Source organism: Candidatus Zixiibacteriota bacterium, from assembly GCA_016933955.1.
Taxonomy (GTDB): Bacteria; Zixibacteria; MSB-5A5; order GN15; family PGXB01; genus JAFGTT01.
Genome location: JAFGTT010000036.1, coordinates 149,700 through 166,197 on the forward strand (window position 1 = coordinate 149,700; position 16,498 = coordinate 166,197).

Below are 16,498 nucleotides of genomic sequence, written 5' to 3' on the forward strand. Positions count from 1 at the left end.
ACTGACAAAAACAAAAGAAGATCATCGGATGACAATGGGATGAACGGCTCGCCGCATCGCTGTAATTTCTGCGGCAAGTCGGCCTCGAAAGTCAAGCGTCTGTTTGCCGGATACGAGGCTTTTATCTGCAATGATTGTGTCACCCTGTGCCATGATATCCTGATATCTTCGCCTATCCAGGAGGATCAGGATACTGTTTTTGAGCTTCCCCTGCCAACCGAGATCAAGGCCTTTCTGGACCAGTACGTTATCGGTCAGGATGAGGCCAAGAGAAATGTATCTGTGGCGGTGTACAATCATTACAAGCGAATCAATTCTCTCCGTAATACTCAGAAGGGCGAGCAGGATGACAGTATTGAACTGGAAAAATCGAACATCCTGTTGATCGGCCCGACCGGAACCGGCAAGACGCTGATTGCCAGAACCCTGGCGAAATACCTGAAGGTACCCTTTTCGATCGCCGATGCCACGGTGTTGACCGAGGCCGGGTATGTCGGGGAAGATGTCGAGAATATTCTGGTTCGGCTGTACCAGGCCAGCAATTACAACCAATCGCTGACGGAACGGGGTATTATCTATATCGACGAGCTTGATAAAATCGCCCGAACCGAGGGGAATCCTTCGATCACCCGTGATGTTTCCGGCGAGGGGGTGCAACAGGGGTTGCTGAAAATTCTCGAAGGGACGATCTCCAATATTCCCCCCAAGGGCGGCCGCAAGCATCCCGAACAGTCATTCGTTCCGATCGATACCACCAATATCCTGTTCATCTGCGGGGGGGCATTCGAGGGATTGGAAAAAATCGTGGCACGGCGGATCGGGAAAAAGCAGGTCGGATTCGATGCCGAGAATCTCAATATCAGCGAGAAAACACCGGATATTCTCGATTACACCGAGCCGGAGGATCTGCTCAATTTCGGTTTGATCCCGGAGTTGATCGGGCGTCTGCCGGTGGTGGCTCCGCTTCGTTTGCTGGATAAAAACGCTCTGTTTTCGATTTTAACGGAGCCGCGAAGCGCCATTGTCAAACAGTACAGCCGTCTGTTCGAAATGGAAGGAATTAAATTGACCTTCGAAAAAGAGGCTCTCTGGGAAGCGGTGGCTATCGCCGAACGAAAAAAAACCGGGGCCCGCGCCCTGCGCTCCATTTTCGAAAGAGCCATGCTCAATATCATGTTCGACACACCCTCCAAAGACGATATCGAGGAAATTATTATAACCCCCGAAGTGATTACGCGTTCAGGAGAACCGAAAGTAATCCGCAAATCCCAGAAACAAACCGCTTAGATAAAGCCGATTAAATCATTCAGGCCCGACCGATAAAAGTCGGGCTTTTTTATTGCCGAAAGTAAATTGACAAATTTTTACCTTGGATTATATTAATATAAATAATTCAGAAAAGCGAAAGGTGTCGTCATGAGTTTTCGAATTTTCAGAGTCTTAATTGTTTTCACTTCAATCTCAGTCATGATATTATTGTACGGATGCGGTGATGACGATAACGGCGTCAGTTCGAAAAAATATACTGATGGTGATGTCCTCGAGGTCCTTTCAGAATGTGAATACGAAATTATAACGAAAACCGTCCCCTCTTCTCAGCCCGCCAAAGTTATTCCCGAAGAATTCGGCTGTTATGCCTGTTATGACAAATCCGATCCGGAAATCATCAATGCCGTCCTGGAACTGCCGGCGGCATCAGATTACCGGGTTACTCTGATCGATGATGATGGGGTAACGGTCGAGGAATTTTCCGGTTCGGCTGAAGCCGGTATTCACGTTTTGGAGTTTCCGACCGATTCTTATGATCCGGGTATTTATGGTCTGGATTTCACGGCCGGCAGTTTCGAAGATTTATTCTGGTTTGAAATAGAATAAGGCATTGAACCACGGCCTCATAGCGGGCATTTTCCTGCCGATCCAAATAATAAATATATAGTCGTCGCGGCGGTTGCCGGTTTCATTTCGGGAACCATCTCTTATATCCGGCGTACAACAACCGGAACAGTGGAAAATCATGGCGACGGTTATTCGCGTAGTATTTTTCGCTGGGCTTTAACAGTCACCCAATCGGAAGTGCCGGTCGGCTGCTTTTTGCGGCTCCGGCACTTCGCCGATAAACAGCTTTTCCCATAATGTAACCGCATAAAAAAAGGCGCACCAGAGGGGGGATTGGCACGCCTTAAACCGAGATGGGGATAAATCTATATCAATCGATCAGCACTTTTTCAAGCCGGTCGACAATGTAATCGACTTCCTCCTCATTGATAATCAGGGGCGGAGAAATACGGATGGTGTGGCCGTGGCTGTCGTTGGCCAGCATATCCAGGCCGAGCAGTTTTTCGCAGTACTGCATGGCATCGCCGCTTTTCACCTCGATCCCGATAAACAATCCTTTGCCGCGGACTTCCTTGACATGACTTGACCGCACGGCTATATCCATAATCTTCTTTTTGAGAATCTCACCCATTTTGGCCGAACGTTCGGACAGCTTCTCGGACTGATGGACATCGAGAGCGGCCAGACCGGCCACCATGCCCAGCGGGTAACCGCCGAAGGTCGAACCATCGCGTCCCTGGGTAAAGGTTTCATCCATCAACTGCCGGTTGGTTATCATCAAAGATACCGGCACCAGTCCCCCCGCGATAGCCTTGCCGACGGTGATGGCATCGGGGATGATATTTTCATGCATGAAGCAGAAATCTTTACCCGTGCGGCCCATGCCGACCTGGATTTCATCGAAGACCAGAAGCATATCGTGCTTATCGCATAACTCCCTCAGGCCTATGAGAAAACCGGCCGGAGGGATAAACATGCCGCCTTCGCCCTGCATCGGTTCCACCAGAATACCGCAGGTATTTTTGTTGACCAGTTTCTTGACGGCTTTGAGGTCGCCGTAAGGGGCCTCTTTGAAACCGGGTGTCAGGGGTCCGAAACCCTCTTTGTACTTTTTACTCGAGGAGAACGATATGACCGTAATCATGCGACCGTGGAAATTATTGGAGAAGACAATTATCTCCTGCAGGCCATCGGTAATCCCCTTATGTTTATATCCGTAATAGCGCATCAGCTTGATAGCTGTTTCGACCGATTCTACTCCGCCGTTTTTGGGAAGGGCCTTGTTGCCGTTGTTGCCGAATTTGAGACCCAGTTGCGGGACAAATTCACAGGCCCGTTTCAAAAACAGGGAGAGAACGTCGGTATAAACAACGTTTGAGATAACCGAGCCATAGCCTTTCTGCAGGGCTGTCACCAGCGCCTCGACTATTTTGGGATGATGGTGCCCGGCATTGGCGGCACTGTAGGCAGCCAGGCAGTCCAGAATTTTTCGGCCATCCTGTGTATATAACCAGGCTCCTTTAGTTTTTCTTACAATGGTTTTAAGCCGCCGGTAATGCCTGGCCCCGTATATGCCATCAATTTCGAGAATTTCGTTATCAGGTATGCTGGAGTATCCGATGATATCTTTTTTATTTGTTATAACAGTCATATCACACCTCCTTCCATCAGATAGAGCCTTTTAATATAACATAATTGGCCGGTTTTTCAACCCCGGAAATAGCAATTTTGTGAAATATTTAACAAAATCAGCGATCAAACATACCGGAAAAGGCCGTTTCGGCCTTATTTTGATCTCTTTTTTTTTCATCGCCGAAATGGAAGGAATTGACAAACTGGTCAACCCACCGAAAGACATCATTTTTAGCTACTGAAGCCCGCATTTTTCTCATCCGTTCCCGCTGCTGATCCTCATTCATATGGTAAGCGGTCTTAATGGCATCGGCTGTTTCTTCAAGATGATAGGGATTAACCAGAATCGCCCCACAGCCAAGACTACTGGCGGCTCCGGCGAATTCGGAGAGAATCAGGACGCCTATATCATCGACACATGAGGCGCAGTATTCTTTGGCAACCAGGTTCATCCCATCCTTGAGAGGCGTAATCAGAGCAATTTCGGAGGCCCGGTAGTAGCCAATCAGTTCCACCTGGTCCAGAGTATTATAGATATAATGAATCGGGACCCATCCGCGCCTGGTAAACCGGCTGTTGATCCGGCCGACCATCTCATCAATCTGGCTTTTCATATACTGGTACTCCGGGACTCCGGTCCGGCTGGGAACAACAATTTGCACCAAGGTTATTTTTTCAATCAATTCGGGATATCGTTCCAGGCAGTTTTCGAAGGCCAGCAGTCGGTGAGTTATTCCTTTGGTGTAATCCAGCCGGTCGATTCCCAGCATGATTTTCTGGCGCGGAAAGCGCTCATGGATATACCAGGCGGCATCGGAAACCTCTTTGGATCTGGCGGCCTGATTGAAATAACTGAAATCGATACTTATCGAGAAAGAACCGATGCGCGTTAAGCTATTGCCGTGTTTAATATAAGGGTAACGGGTGTGATGGCTGACGGCGGCTTTCGGTTTAAGATAACGGACACACTGGATGAAATTACGGCGATCCCGCTCGATTTGAAACCCGAGCAAACGGTAGGACAGAAGCGCATCGATAATTTCCCGGCGCCAGGGCAGACGGATAAATATATCTTTGGGCGGAAACGGAATATGAAGGAAAAAGGCGCTCCGATCCCGGAAACCCATCTCCTTTAAAAAATGACCGACCATCATCAGATGATAATCCTGAACCCAGATAAAATCATCATCGCCGGTAATAAAGGCCGCCGCGGCGGCGAATTTATAATTGACTCTCTGGTAGGTTTCCCAATGCCCGGCATCGAAATTACAATGATCCAGCAAATCATGGAACAGGGGCCAGATGGATTCGTTGGAAAACCCGCGATAATACCCCTGGACTTCCGTTTCGGAGAGATCCACAATATCCAGATCAAAACCCAAATCCGGAGTACTATCGGTTAGTAGTTGTCGCAATTCCTGGGTAACCGGGGCTCCGGGCCAGCCCACCCAGACGCCGGCATTATTCTTCAGGACCGGGGCCAGAGCGGTAATTAAACCGCCGGTGCCCGGGAGGACTTTCCGGACGCCATTGACTTCATCCACCTTAACCGGAAGGCGGTTGGAGACAATAATCGGTCTCAGGTGGTTAAGTTTGGTATTTCTACTCATCTATTTCAATCCAGCGATCCAGAAAATTATACAACTCATGCGGTGGCTGAATCCAGGCCGCGGCCGCTGTTTTCCGGTATTTATCCCGGACCAGGAGTCCCAGGCCATTCGACGGCAGGGCTTTGAAAGCATCCTCATCGGTCAGATCATCACCCAGATAGGCCGAAACCGTCTTTGAAGGAGAATTGCGAAGAATTCGATCAACAACGTTACCTTTGTCGAAACCGGGGATTTTTAATTCCATCCCGCCATCGAAAGAATCCCAAATCAGGTTGCCGCCGGCCACCAGACTATCCCAATTATACAAAATTTTAGACCTGATTTCAAGGATTTTATCCGGATCGACGCCGCGAAAATGGATTGCCAGAGATACGGGCTTCTCTTCAAGATATTGTCCCAGTTGATGTTTCAAAATATATTGGTGGGCTTTTTGGAGGTCATCGAGTTGTTCGGGTGAACGCTCCATAATCCTGTAATCGTCCGCGGTATCCAGATACTCCCATCCATGACTACCCCAGATTTCCGGATATTTTTTCAGACGGAGAAGCGGTTTGATATCTTTTATGGCCCGGCCGGTGACAATAGTGACGATTGTTTTCGACAAACCTATCAACCGGTCCAGTCGTTGTTCGATACCATCATAGGGATAAGCCCGGTCGCGTTCTTGTCGAAACGGCGCTATGGTGCCATCGTAATCCAGAAAAAGTCTTCGTGATGTGGTTTGGGCCAGACGCTTAAAAAAATTTTCGACTATTTTGTTCAAAATGATATTTTAAAAGCCAAAAATATGATTATTCCGCCGCTGCCAAACGACTGGAAAAGCCTCGTCTTAATCCGACCATCAGAGTCAGATATTCCCGGAGGTGGCGTGTCAAAAGGAAATTTTCCCGAACGAATTCACGTCCTTTTCCGCCCATCGACCTGATCTTGGTCTGATGATTGAGCAGATAGCGGACTCTCTGGGCCAGGCCCTCGGGGCTATTGACCAGAAATCCGGTATGATGATTGATAACCTGTAATCCGATTCCGCCGACCGAACCGCCGATCACCGGTTTGCCCTTCCATAATCCCTCGGTTACGGTCAGTCCGAATCCTTCTCTGGTTGATTTCTGAATAATGATCGTCGACAGTCGCTGGATGGCATTAATTGTCCGGTGGGCATCGGGCGGCAGGAGCAATATGTGGATATCGGGATCATCTTTAGCCGCCAGTTTGACATCGCGCAGGACTTCGGCCCCTTCGGGATCATCATCGGCCCCGCCTCCCGCCAGCACCAGCTGGACGGGGACGGATTTTTTAATCAACCGGTAACCGTAAATAACCCCCAGCGGATCTTTGAACCGATCGAAGCGGGAAACCTGGGTTAAAATGGGCCGTCGTGGATCCAGATGAAACCGCCGGTAAGTTTCTTTAATTTCCTTTTCGGGCAGGTCAATATTTTTTTCGCTGAGAGGATCGATACTGGGGGCGATCAGGAACTGGGGATGAGGCAATGTCCGCGAGAATTCCGACATGGAGAAAATGCTGGCATCGTACCTTTCCACCCGGGGTCGCAGATATTTCCAGACCGGGCGGTACGGCTGACTGGCGTCGATATGGCAGCGCCAAATCCATTTCCCTCGCCGATTGGAACAGAGTTCCAGAAGCATGGCCGGCTGGGGATCATGGATGAAGACAATATCGGCCGCTTCAAGAACCGGGCGCAACCGTTCCGCATTGGAGCGGTTGGTGCTCTCGTAAGCCTCCACATGGGACTGCATCAAATTGACCTGGTTGCCCTGGAGCGCATTATGAAACATCTTGGTGACCCCGAAAAAGGGGTCATTACCGGTGATGACCTCCCATGAAGCATCGATTTTGAGTTCGCGCATGAAGGGAATCATCCAGGACAGGATTTCGGCGACGCCTCCCCCGGCCTTGGTGGAATTAACATGGATCACCTTCAGGCCTTCCAGATTCCCGGCCAGTTGCCAGAGCTGGTTGATAACGGCTTCACCGACAATGGGGATATAATCCTGAAGAGACCTCATCGGTCACCGCCGTTTTTAAGGATTCTGCCGGTTATGCGAACCAGTTTGTCTTGAAGCTCCCGAAGGCTCATGAAGTAGAAATCGACTTCGGAATAGGCTGCTATCAGCGGTTCCCCCCGATCGTTCCAATCGCGGAGCCAGACAGAAAAATCATCGGTCTGGTCGGGAGTCCGTCTCCGGGCCTCCCAGAAATGATAATAAAGAGAACTGGTCGTCATCCGGGAAATAGCCTGGCCCAGATCCTCGGGCCGCTCGATGGTAATATTGGTGTTGAAAATGACCGTGGTAGCGCTGTGAAAGAAGAAAGCGTTTTCATTCAAAGCCCAGGGGATAAAAGGGACTTCGCTTAAACGGTCGCCGATTATATCCAGCAGTTCTTTCCGGAGTTCCTCAATGTTGGAAAAAGCGTAGGGATCGAGAATTTCCAGGCGTTCGGTGAGAATATGATCATGAAGCGCCCGCCTGGCCCAGATGGCAAAATCGTTATGAAACTCGGGATCATCGAAAGACGGCCTCACGACCGTTTCGCAAAAATGATGATACAGGGAATCAACCGGGCAGGATGATATCCGTTCCCTGAGTTCCCGAAGGTTAATGGCCGGGATAATATCGCTGATCCGGACAATCAGCGCACAGTCTTTGATTTCAAAGGGTGTCACGGAGACTCCCGTTTTTTTCTCATCTGTAATTTCTGTCCCTTTATTCATAGAGTAAGCATTCATTAAAGATACGTCAAGGTTTCCATTATATTTAATGCCCCTTATGTTTTCTATCGGCGAGGAAGCATCTCAATTAAGCCATATGATAACAATCATGGAAGCTAAGAGCTGTGTTGACAATAGTACATGCCCTGCATCGGGAGACTATTTCGATTTTATCCGGTAGGTCAGGAGAGCCAGAAGGGACATGAAGGCTTCCCCGATGGTGATCCAGATGCGATGGGTCAGGGCAATCGAGGCGGCCAGCGGAACGCCGATATAGGGCGCCAGGAGGATTTTCATTACCCATTCGCGAACTCCCAGGCCGCCCGGCGAGATAAACGAAATATAGCCCATGTTATATGCGGCGATATAAGCCCCTGAGGAGAAATCGGGGCTGATCCCGGATTGCGGTATCAGGGCAACCAGAAAGACATGGAAAGAAAGACCGAAAAGGAGCCAGGTCACCAGGTACCAGAAAAAAATGGCGATCCGGTTGGTAAAACGGGGACGATAATTAACCGGTTCCTGCCTGAAAATTTTGAGAATCCGGTTAAGTGACCAGTTCAGTCCTCCCGGCAGGAAAAACAGAATCAGAAAGACAAGCAACACCAGGCCCATCACGAGATATGTCAAATCGCGGTAAATCATAAGCGATTTCAGGGCTTCCCCCCGTCCGAGTAGAATCGGCACCAGCAGAAATGAGGCCGGGAGCATATACCCCTGGACAAGAGCAAAAGAGGCCAGCGAGGTCGGGGCCGGGATTCCCAGTTCTTTGGCCAGGCCGACCATGCCGAAGACCTGCCAGACTTTACCGGGAATATAGCGTCCCAGATTGGCCAGGTAGACGACCCGGAAAGCCTCATGGAGCCTGAGCTGAAACCCGAACCCGGTTATAATCGTCCGCCAGGCCTGACTGGCGGTGAGATAAGCCCCCATCAGAAGAATCATCGACAGCAGTAAATAATACCAGTTGAATTTCCAATCCCAGGCAAGAAGTTCCTCGCGGTTGATATAAATGGTCCGCGCCAGGATAACAATAATTATTACGGCTATCAGCCAGCCGATTATATGCCGCAGGGTCTTTCTGTAAATCATGGTCAGCATACTATCGGATATTGTCGGCCGATTGGCAATAGGGAATTTCCGCCCGACCGGATCGAATTAAAAATGAAAACCTCTTCCGAAGCGGTCTACTTTTGGTGAAAAAAAAGGGCATATTTGCCGATACCGTCATTATATCAGAGGGATAACGGGGGCCGATGAAATCCTGATGCCTGTTTTAACAATAATGGATCGTAATGTGAGGTAAAATTATTAATAGTTTTATATGAGGAGTGTAAATCCTCCTGATAAGGATAGATAGGGAGAAAAATATCGAAGATGGCGAACCGACAAAGGTCGCGGATATCTCCAGATATCACAGAGGTACGGAACTACCATGGAAAAGAAAATCAAAATTAAGACCAGTAATAATAATATTAGCGATTTAAGGGAGATTCTGCGGAAATCGGGGTTCACAATCGTCGAGGAGCCGGGTCCCGATCGGGTAGAGAAAGACGATCATTATCTTGCGGTTTCCCGGACTGAGGATTTCATTCCCGATGAACCATTGTCCGGTGACCATTTCCGGCTGACGACCCTTATCGATACGGTCGAAGAGGGCATTGTCCTGACCGACATTCAGGGATTAATCGACATCATAAATCCGGCGGCCCTTCAAATGGCCGGTCTTTCCGAAGAGGAGAGCCTGGGAAAAGGCCTGATCGATGTTTTAAATATAATTGACCGTGGTCAGAATCTGACTATTGAAAGTATCGTTGAAAGAATCCTTGGCAGTGGTGAAACTGTCACCTTCTCAGGGGAATGCTTCCTGATCGCCGCCGATAAAAGCCAGATAGAGATTCAGGGAACATTTTCTCCGATTCGCGATGGAAATAATCAAATTACGGGGATCCTGGGGGTCTTCCGAAATGTCACCGAAATCAACCTGTGCGAAAAAGAAATCGCCGATTCCGAGACCAAATTTCGGCTGATCTTTGAACATGCTCCCGATGCCCTGTATGTTACGGACATTTATGGAACCTTCATAGATGGAAACAAGAGGGCCGAGGATTTGATCGGATATAAAAAAGAGGATTTGATCGGAAAGAAACATATACAATCCAATCTTCTGGCTCCATTCGAAGTTACCCGGGCCGCAATTCTGATGGCCAAAAATATTTCCGGCCGGGCCACCGGTCCCGACGAATTTATCCTCAGAAGGAAGGATGGATCCCGACTGGACCTGGAAATCAGCACAGTACCCATTCGGATAGAGGGAAAAATTCATATTCTCGCCATTGCCCGTGATATAACGGACCGGAAACGGGCCGATGACGCTCTCCGTCTTTCGGAAAAAAAATATCGGCAATTGTATGAAACCATGCTCGACGGATTCGTCATGACCGACACCAACGGGAATATTTTCGAATGCAACCAGGCCTATTGCAAAATGCTCGGTTATTCGCGCGAGGAGCTCCTTCGCATGTCTTATCTCAATTTGATCCCGCCGCAATGGCATACCCGGCAAAAGGAGCGAATATCATACGGACGCCGGGGAAATCGGCTATCTGAGATCTACGAAATAGAATATATTCATAAGAACGGAACCGTCTTCCCGGTCGAAATCCGCACCCAATTCCTGCGGGACGATTATGGAAATCCTTCGGGTACATGGGCCGTTGTCCGCGATATATCCGAAAGAAAAAAAACAGAAAAGATATTGAGGGAAAATGAGATTATTTTCCGAACTCTGACGGATATCACCTCGTCGGCCATTTTTGTCATTCAGGACGATTACTTCCGTTATGTCAACCCGGCCGGATTGCATCTATTCGGATACAGCTGGGAGGAACTGGAAAAGATTCCATTCTGGGAGGTGGTTCATCCCGATTTCAGGCAAATGGTAAAGGAGCGGGGTCAGGCTCGCCAACAGGGCCGGAAAATGCCCCCTCACTATGAACTCAAAATTGTCAATCCCAAACGAGGCGAATTATGGCTCGATTTAAGGGCCGACAATATGCAATATCATGACCGCCCCGCCACTCTGGGAACGGCTTATGATATTACGCCGTGGAAAAAGGCCGAGACGGCGCTCAGGCGATCCGAGGAGGAATACCGCCTGCTGGTTGAGAATGCCAGCGACGCCATTATCGTGGCTCAGGACAATATCCTGAAATATTTTAACCGGCGGCTAATGGAAATTACCGGATACAGCAAACTGGAATTGACCGATCGCCCGCTTGCCGATCTTATTCACCCCGATGATCGTGCGATGGTTATTGACCGCCATCAACGGCGGCTGGCGGGAGACAAGATAGAAGAGTCCTATTTTTTCCGTTCCGTGCATAAAAATGGCCAGATTCACTGGATCGAAAACAAGGCCGTCATAATCGAATGGGCGGGGCGTCCGGCCAGCCTCAATTTTTTAAGCGACATTACCGACCGAAAACAAGCCGAGGACAAATCGCAAGCCAGCGAAAAAAGACTTGAATTGGCCCTGGCCAGCGCTAATCTGGGCTTATGGGATTGGGATTTATCGACCGGGAGAATGGAAATAGACCATCGGACAGCCGGGATACTGGGTTATGGACCGGAGGAGTTCATCAATACGCCCGGCTTCTGGAACAGCCTGATTCATCCGGATGATACCCGGATGTCCGGAGCGGTTCTCAAACTCCATCTTGAGGGGCGAACATCCCATTATGAGGACGAGTACCGGATGAAAAGGAAAGACGGTGAATATAAATGGATCAGGATTAATGGTAAAATCGTTGGCCGCGATAATAACAATCAGCCTCTGCGTATGGTCGGTATCTTCCAGGATATCACCATTCATAAGAAGGCCGAGGAGGCTTTAAAGCAATCCCAGGAAAAATACCGGACGATCGTTTCCAATACCCTCGATTTAATATTCTCCTGCGATTCCAAAGGCATCATTACTTTTGTCAGTCCCCAGGTAGCCGGCTACGGTTATACTCCCGAGGAAGTTATCGGACACAAAATGAGTGATTTCATTCATCCCAATGATATCGAGCGGGTGATGCACGATTTTTCGGAAATGATCAAAACCGGTCAGGAGTTTCCCTCCGAGTTTCGCCTGGTAAATAAGTACGGCAATTTGCATTATGTTGAAGAGCGGGCCAGAATTGTGAGGGAGGGTGACCGGATAATCCAGATAACCGGGGTGGTCCGGGATATCGGCGAACGTAAAATCGCCGAGAAAGCGCTGGTGGAAAGCGAAAACCGTTTCAGGATGCTGGCCGAGAATTTACCCGGGGCGGCTTATTTGTGTCACAACGATTCCAAGTACACCATGATGTATCTGAATGACCGCATAAAAGACCTGACCGGTTATTCCAAGGAGGATTTCCTTGAATACCGGGTCAGTATCACCGACCTGTTCCATCCCGATGACAGCGATTCCGTTTATGAGACAATCAACCGGGCTCTTGAAAAATGCCGGCCGTATCATCTGGTTTATCGTATTCGCCATAAATCCGGGCAATGGCGATGGATTGAGGAATTCGGACAGGGAATCTTTAACGAAAACCGGTTGATGCATCTGGAAGGCTTTATGCACGATGTCACGGGTCGCAAAGAGGCCGAGGATGCAATTCGGCAATCCGAGCAACGGTATCAGCAACTTTTCGTGGGGGTTCTGGAGGGTATCGGCGCGGCCGATGAGAACGAGGTCATTCAGTACTGCAATCCGGCCTTTGCCAGGATTTTCGATGAGGAATCGCCGGAGAAAATGATCGGGAAATGCCTGCTGGATTATTTTTCCGAGGAAAGCCGTCATTTTATAATGGCTCAGAACGAAATCCGCCGGAAGAATCAGAAATCCCAGTATATTATCGATATCACCACCGGGCTGAAAAACGAAAAAAGTATCATGGTATCAGCCTCACCGCGATTCGATGAAGACAGCAAATTTATCGGGTCTTTCGCCGCCGTACTCGATATCAGCGAACGACGCCGGACCGACCAGGCCCTGCAGGAAAGCGAGGAACGGCTGGCCATGGCGCTCGAGGCGACTTCGGACGGTCTCTGGGACTGGAATATTAAAACCGGCAAAATATATTATGCCCCGCGATTCTATACCATGCTCGGTTATGAACCTTATGAATTCATTCCAAGTTATGATTCCTGGAGTAATATGCTTCACCCCGATGATTTGAATATGGTCAATGAAACGATCCGTGATTGCGTGGATAGGAATAATGACGGTTTTCATATGGAATTTCGGATGAAAACCAAATCCGATGAATATCGCTGGATTCTCAGCCGTGGTAAGGTGGTTGAGCGCGATCCCGAAGGTTCATTGGTTCGAATGGTCGGCACCCATGTCGATATTACCGACCGTAAATTCGAGGAGGAACAGAAGCAGAAATTGATGGAGAAACTCAGCCGGGCCGAAAAAATGGAATCTCTCGGTCTTCTGGCCGGGGGCGTGGCTCATGATCTGAATAATATCCTGACACCGATCGTAGCCTATCCCGATCTGATTCTACCCAAGTTGCCGCCCGACAGCCCGGCCGTTAAACAGGTTCAGCGGATGGGAAAATCGGCGCAGGAAGCGGTGGCTGTAATTCAGGACCTTTTGACTCTGGCCCGCCGCGGGCGCTACATCATGCAACCGACCGATCTCAATGAAGTAGTTAAAAATTACCTCGATTCACCTAATTTCATCAGACTTCGTGAAGACTGCCCTAAAATAGAATTCCGGCATTTGCTGGAGGAGAACCTGCCGGCCATAGTCGGCTCCGCGACGCATCTGTCCAAGATTATTATGAACCTGGTGGTCAACGCTTTCGATGCCATGCCCGATGGCGGGGAATTACATATCTCGACCGGACTCGAAACCGTCGATGATCACGGGACGGTGCATGAACGTGTTCCCGACGGCGATTATGTCGTTGTCCGGATCAAGGATACCGGAATGGGAATCGAGGAAAACCTGGTCGATAAAATATTCGAACCGTACTATTCCAGTAAAAAAATCGGCCGATCCGGAAGCGGTCTGGGCCTCTCGGTGGTTTACGGGATATTAAAAGACCATAATGCCCATTATGATATTATCTCCGAAGTTGGTCATGGCACCGAATTCGCTCTGTATTTTCCCGCTACCCGTGAATACGTGAATAAAACCGACGCAAAGAAAAAAGATCTTGGCGGAGATGAGACTATCCTGCTGGTCGAGGATTGCGATGAGCACCGGGAAATAACGGTGCAGTTGATTGCAAGTATGGGTTACCGGGTCAGCGCAGTATCATCCGGCAAAGAGGCCCTGGAATATCTTAAAAATCACCGGGTCGATTTGATGGTTATGGATATGATTATGGAACCGGGAATGGACGGACTGGACACCTTCAAATCGATAAAGGCCATTAATCCCGATCAGAAGGCTATCATGGTCACCGGTTATGCTCCATCCGAGCGGGTTAAACAAATGCAGGAGCTTGGAGCCGGAGAATTGGTCAAGAAACCATACTCGCGTGATACCCTGGCCGGGGCGATCCGCAACGAATTGGATCGAAAAGTGCCGGAACCGGTTTCCTGATCAATCGCCAAGATCATTCAGTCGAAATTTTAACCCGCTCCCGGTCGCTATCGACATCGATACTGGTATCGGAGAGGGCGGCCAGTATCTTCTCGATTTTATCCAATTTCAATTCATTCAGATCGATCTCGATTCCGTTTTCACTTAGAGCCCGGCTGACACTGGATTTGGCATCACCTGGAATAATTTTGCCCAGTTTGACACCGGCCCGAATAATTTGAAGGGGTATCTTTATGTTGACATGTTCTCCATCGTGCCCTTCTTTGGGCTCCACCAGCACCCGGAGGTATTTGGCCCGGCAGCCCGAGTAGCTTTTGTTGTCCGATTTTGTCTCCCCTTCGCCCAGCGCCTCAATCAATCTTTCGGCTTCATCGGCATTGATTTTTCCCTGTGCCAGCAGGTTCAATATTTGACGGCGTTCTTCTGACATTTCTGTCTCCTTTCATAAAAATGGGTTTAATATGTCAAAACTATTTTCACGGAGGGGTGGGAACGATCTATCGGATTCCCAAATTGGCCGGACCGAATAAAGCAGGTGACTGATTTCCCGGTTCGGCGGAAGCACACATTCCACCGGCATAGTCAGGTTTCCCCGCAAATACATCTCCGCTGTAGCCACATCGATTCGGCCGCAAGCCAGAAGTTCCAGAGCAAGCATTTTACTGTTTGACATTGCATCAACTCCCCATTGTTATCGTTTTTGTTCCCGAAGCATCTTTATAGCCTGCTCGGCGGTGATTTCGCCGCGCTCGAGACGGTCGAGAGTTTCACTTCGGGCCGGCGCCGATTCGATTTTGACAAAATCAAGCTTCTCGGCAATCCGGTTAAGACGGTTTTTAACAGTCGGATAACTTATCCCGAAAAATTCTTCCATCTGCTTGATAGAACCATGGCAGCGCACGAAGGCCGCCGCAAAAACCTGATCCTCGTCGGTCAAACAAGCCAGGGGAGGTAATTCGAATTCCCCTTCGATAGCAATACCGCTTTCTTTAAGTCGTATCCGTTCGATAATCACCGCCTCGCCCCGGGTCATTCTTTGTAGTTCCTGCCAGTCTTTTATCATTTCTTTTCCCTCATTTATTTTCATTTATTCTCACCATTCTATACTAAATATAATTAATATTGTTTCATCATTATATTAATTAATTTAATATTATTGTCAATAATAATTGATAATATTTATTCGTTTTTATTGTGAAAAATGGCTTGATATCGGTTATTCTATTGTCTGGCAGTAATATAGATTAATTTTCCCGGAATTGCCTGATATGCGGCAGTTTTTTATTTATTTTTCTTCCGACGAGTAAAAAGCAATCCTGACCAGGTTTTATCGATGGAGCAAATTTTATAATCGACCAGGCCGGAGTCAAGGCCTATTTTACGAACTTCGTTCTGGGTCAGATCACCGGCTACCCCGGTTCCCTTTTTGGACCAGGCAATCCAGAGGCCGCCCTTTTCCGACATGGAGCGAGCTTTTTTAACAAGGTCATTCGATAATACTGCTTTATCGGCGACAAACCAGATGATCAGATCAGATTTTCCGGGGCCGAGCCGTTTTTTCACTTTGACATTATCCGGAAGTTTACCAAGGGAGGATATAAAATCATCAGGGGGATCGATCAAACCCAGGGTTGAGTTCGATTTGATACCCAGCTTTTTGACCAGCGGTGTTCCAATATAGGCATCCATGATGGATTTCGGTCTAACCGGATCCTCGGGCGGCGAGGCTATCGCCCCGGCAATGGCCACATTGATTTTATCCCAGGAAGAATAGAGCGCATCGGGCAGGAGAGTTTTGATTTTCTCGACTTTGGATGGTTCGCCTTCGATAAAAATCAGGGGGATATTCCGTGTGGTTTTTTTCTGCCTTAAGGCCATTCCGAGATCGCGTCCCTGCGATGGCATCCGGGTCAGGTCGATCAAGACGGCATCATACTGCTCATTCAGCAGTTTTCGATATTCGGCCTGATCGATCAGTCTAAAAACGATCTCATAACCGGCCTTTTTTAATATTTGAATCTTCTTTTGGGCTTCCTCTTTGTTCCAGTGTATCAGACGGACTTTGTATGGCGGTTTTTTTTTCATGGT

At 48.7% G+C, this 16,498-nt stretch carries 13 protein-coding genes; 3 read left to right on the forward strand and 10 right to left on the reverse strand.

Annotated features, from left to right (window positions below):
* Positions 1-39: 39 nt before the first annotated feature.
* Together clpX and JXQ28_13355 are read left to right on the forward strand one after the other, a co-directional pair.
* On the forward strand, positions 40-1,287 hold the full coding sequence (gene clpX, locus JXQ28_13350) for an ATP-dependent Clp protease ATP-binding subunit ClpX (GenBank protein MBN2278717.1): 1,248 nt from the start codon (positions 40-42) through the stop codon (positions 1,285-1,287).
* A 129-nt stretch (positions 1,288-1,416) separates the two neighbouring features.
* Complete coding sequence (locus JXQ28_13355; GenBank protein ID MBN2278718.1) at positions 1,417-1,875, forward strand: hypothetical protein; 459 nt, start codon at positions 1,417-1,419, stop codon at positions 1,873-1,875.
* Positions 1,876-2,206: 331 nt separating this feature from the next.
* Here JXQ28_13355 and JXQ28_13360 read toward each other — a convergent pair whose 3' ends face one another.
* From JXQ28_13360 to JXQ28_13385, 6 genes are all read right to left on the reverse strand, one after another.
* Positions 2,207-3,487 carry an aspartate aminotransferase family protein gene (locus JXQ28_13360; protein MBN2278719.1) on the reverse strand — a complete coding sequence of 427 codons (1,281 nt, stop codon included), beginning with the start codon at positions 3,485-3,487 and terminating at the stop codon, positions 2,207-2,209.
* 97 nt (positions 3,488-3,584) lie between these two features.
* The gene (locus JXQ28_13365) at positions 3,585-5,078 is read right to left on the reverse strand and encodes a trehalose-6-phosphate synthase (protein ID MBN2278720.1); all 1,494 of its coding nucleotides are present in this window, start codon (positions 5,076-5,078) and stop codon (positions 3,585-3,587) included.
* Positions 5,071-5,841 (reverse strand): trehalose-phosphatase, encoded by a 771-nt coding sequence (otsB, locus tag JXQ28_13370; GenBank protein MBN2278721.1) that lies wholly within the window; start codon positions 5,839-5,841, stop codon positions 5,071-5,073. Before otsB ends, JXQ28_13365 begins: the two co-directional genes overlap by 8 nt.
* Before the next feature lie 28 nt (positions 5,842-5,869).
* Positions 5,870-7,108 (reverse strand): glycosyltransferase, encoded by a 1,239-nt coding sequence (locus tag JXQ28_13375; GenBank protein MBN2278722.1) that lies wholly within the window; start codon positions 7,106-7,108, stop codon positions 5,870-5,872.
* A complete protein-coding gene (locus tag JXQ28_13380; GenBank protein MBN2278723.1) occupies positions 7,105-7,815 on the reverse strand; it encodes a hypothetical protein in 711 nt (236 codons plus the stop codon). Before JXQ28_13380 ends, JXQ28_13375 begins: the two co-directional genes overlap by 4 nt.
* Positions 7,816-7,971: 156 nt before the next feature.
* The gene (locus tag JXQ28_13385; GenBank protein ID MBN2278724.1) at positions 7,972-8,904 is read right to left on the reverse strand and encodes a flippase-like domain-containing protein; all 933 of its coding nucleotides are present in this window, start codon (positions 8,902-8,904) and stop codon (positions 7,972-7,974) included.
* A gap of 343 nt (positions 8,905-9,247) precedes the next feature.
* Between JXQ28_13385 and JXQ28_13390 the strand changes: the two genes are divergently transcribed.
* A complete protein-coding gene (locus JXQ28_13390) occupies positions 9,248-14,410 on the forward strand; it encodes a PAS domain S-box protein (protein ID MBN2278725.1) in 5,163 nt (1,720 codons plus the stop codon).
* A gap of 13 nt (positions 14,411-14,423) precedes the next feature.
* On the opposite strand, the gene JXQ28_13395 is transcribed toward JXQ28_13390, so the two are convergent.
* The 4 genes from JXQ28_13395 to JXQ28_13410 all read right to left on the reverse strand — a co-directional run bounded on the left by JXQ28_13395 (position 14,424) and on the right by JXQ28_13410 (position 16,495).
* On the reverse strand, positions 14,424-14,840 hold the full coding sequence (locus tag JXQ28_13395; protein ID MBN2278726.1) for a hypothetical protein: 417 nt from the start codon (positions 14,838-14,840) through the stop codon (positions 14,424-14,426).
* Positions 14,841-14,852: 12 nt separating this feature from the next.
* Positions 14,853-15,083, reverse strand: a complete 231-nt coding sequence (locus JXQ28_13400; protein ID MBN2278727.1) for a hypothetical protein — start codon at positions 15,081-15,083, stop codon at positions 14,853-14,855.
* A gap of 18 nt (positions 15,084-15,101) precedes the next feature.
* Entirely contained in the window at positions 15,102-15,473 is a 372-nt protein-coding gene (locus JXQ28_13405; protein ID MBN2278728.1) for a DUF2089 domain-containing protein, read from the reverse strand.
* A 218-nt stretch (positions 15,474-15,691) separates the two neighbouring features.
* Positions 15,692-16,495, reverse strand: a complete 804-nt coding sequence (locus JXQ28_13410; GenBank protein MBN2278729.1) for a DUF3052 family protein — start codon at positions 16,493-16,495, stop codon at positions 15,692-15,694.
* Between the last annotated feature and the right edge of the window lie 3 nt (positions 16,496-16,498).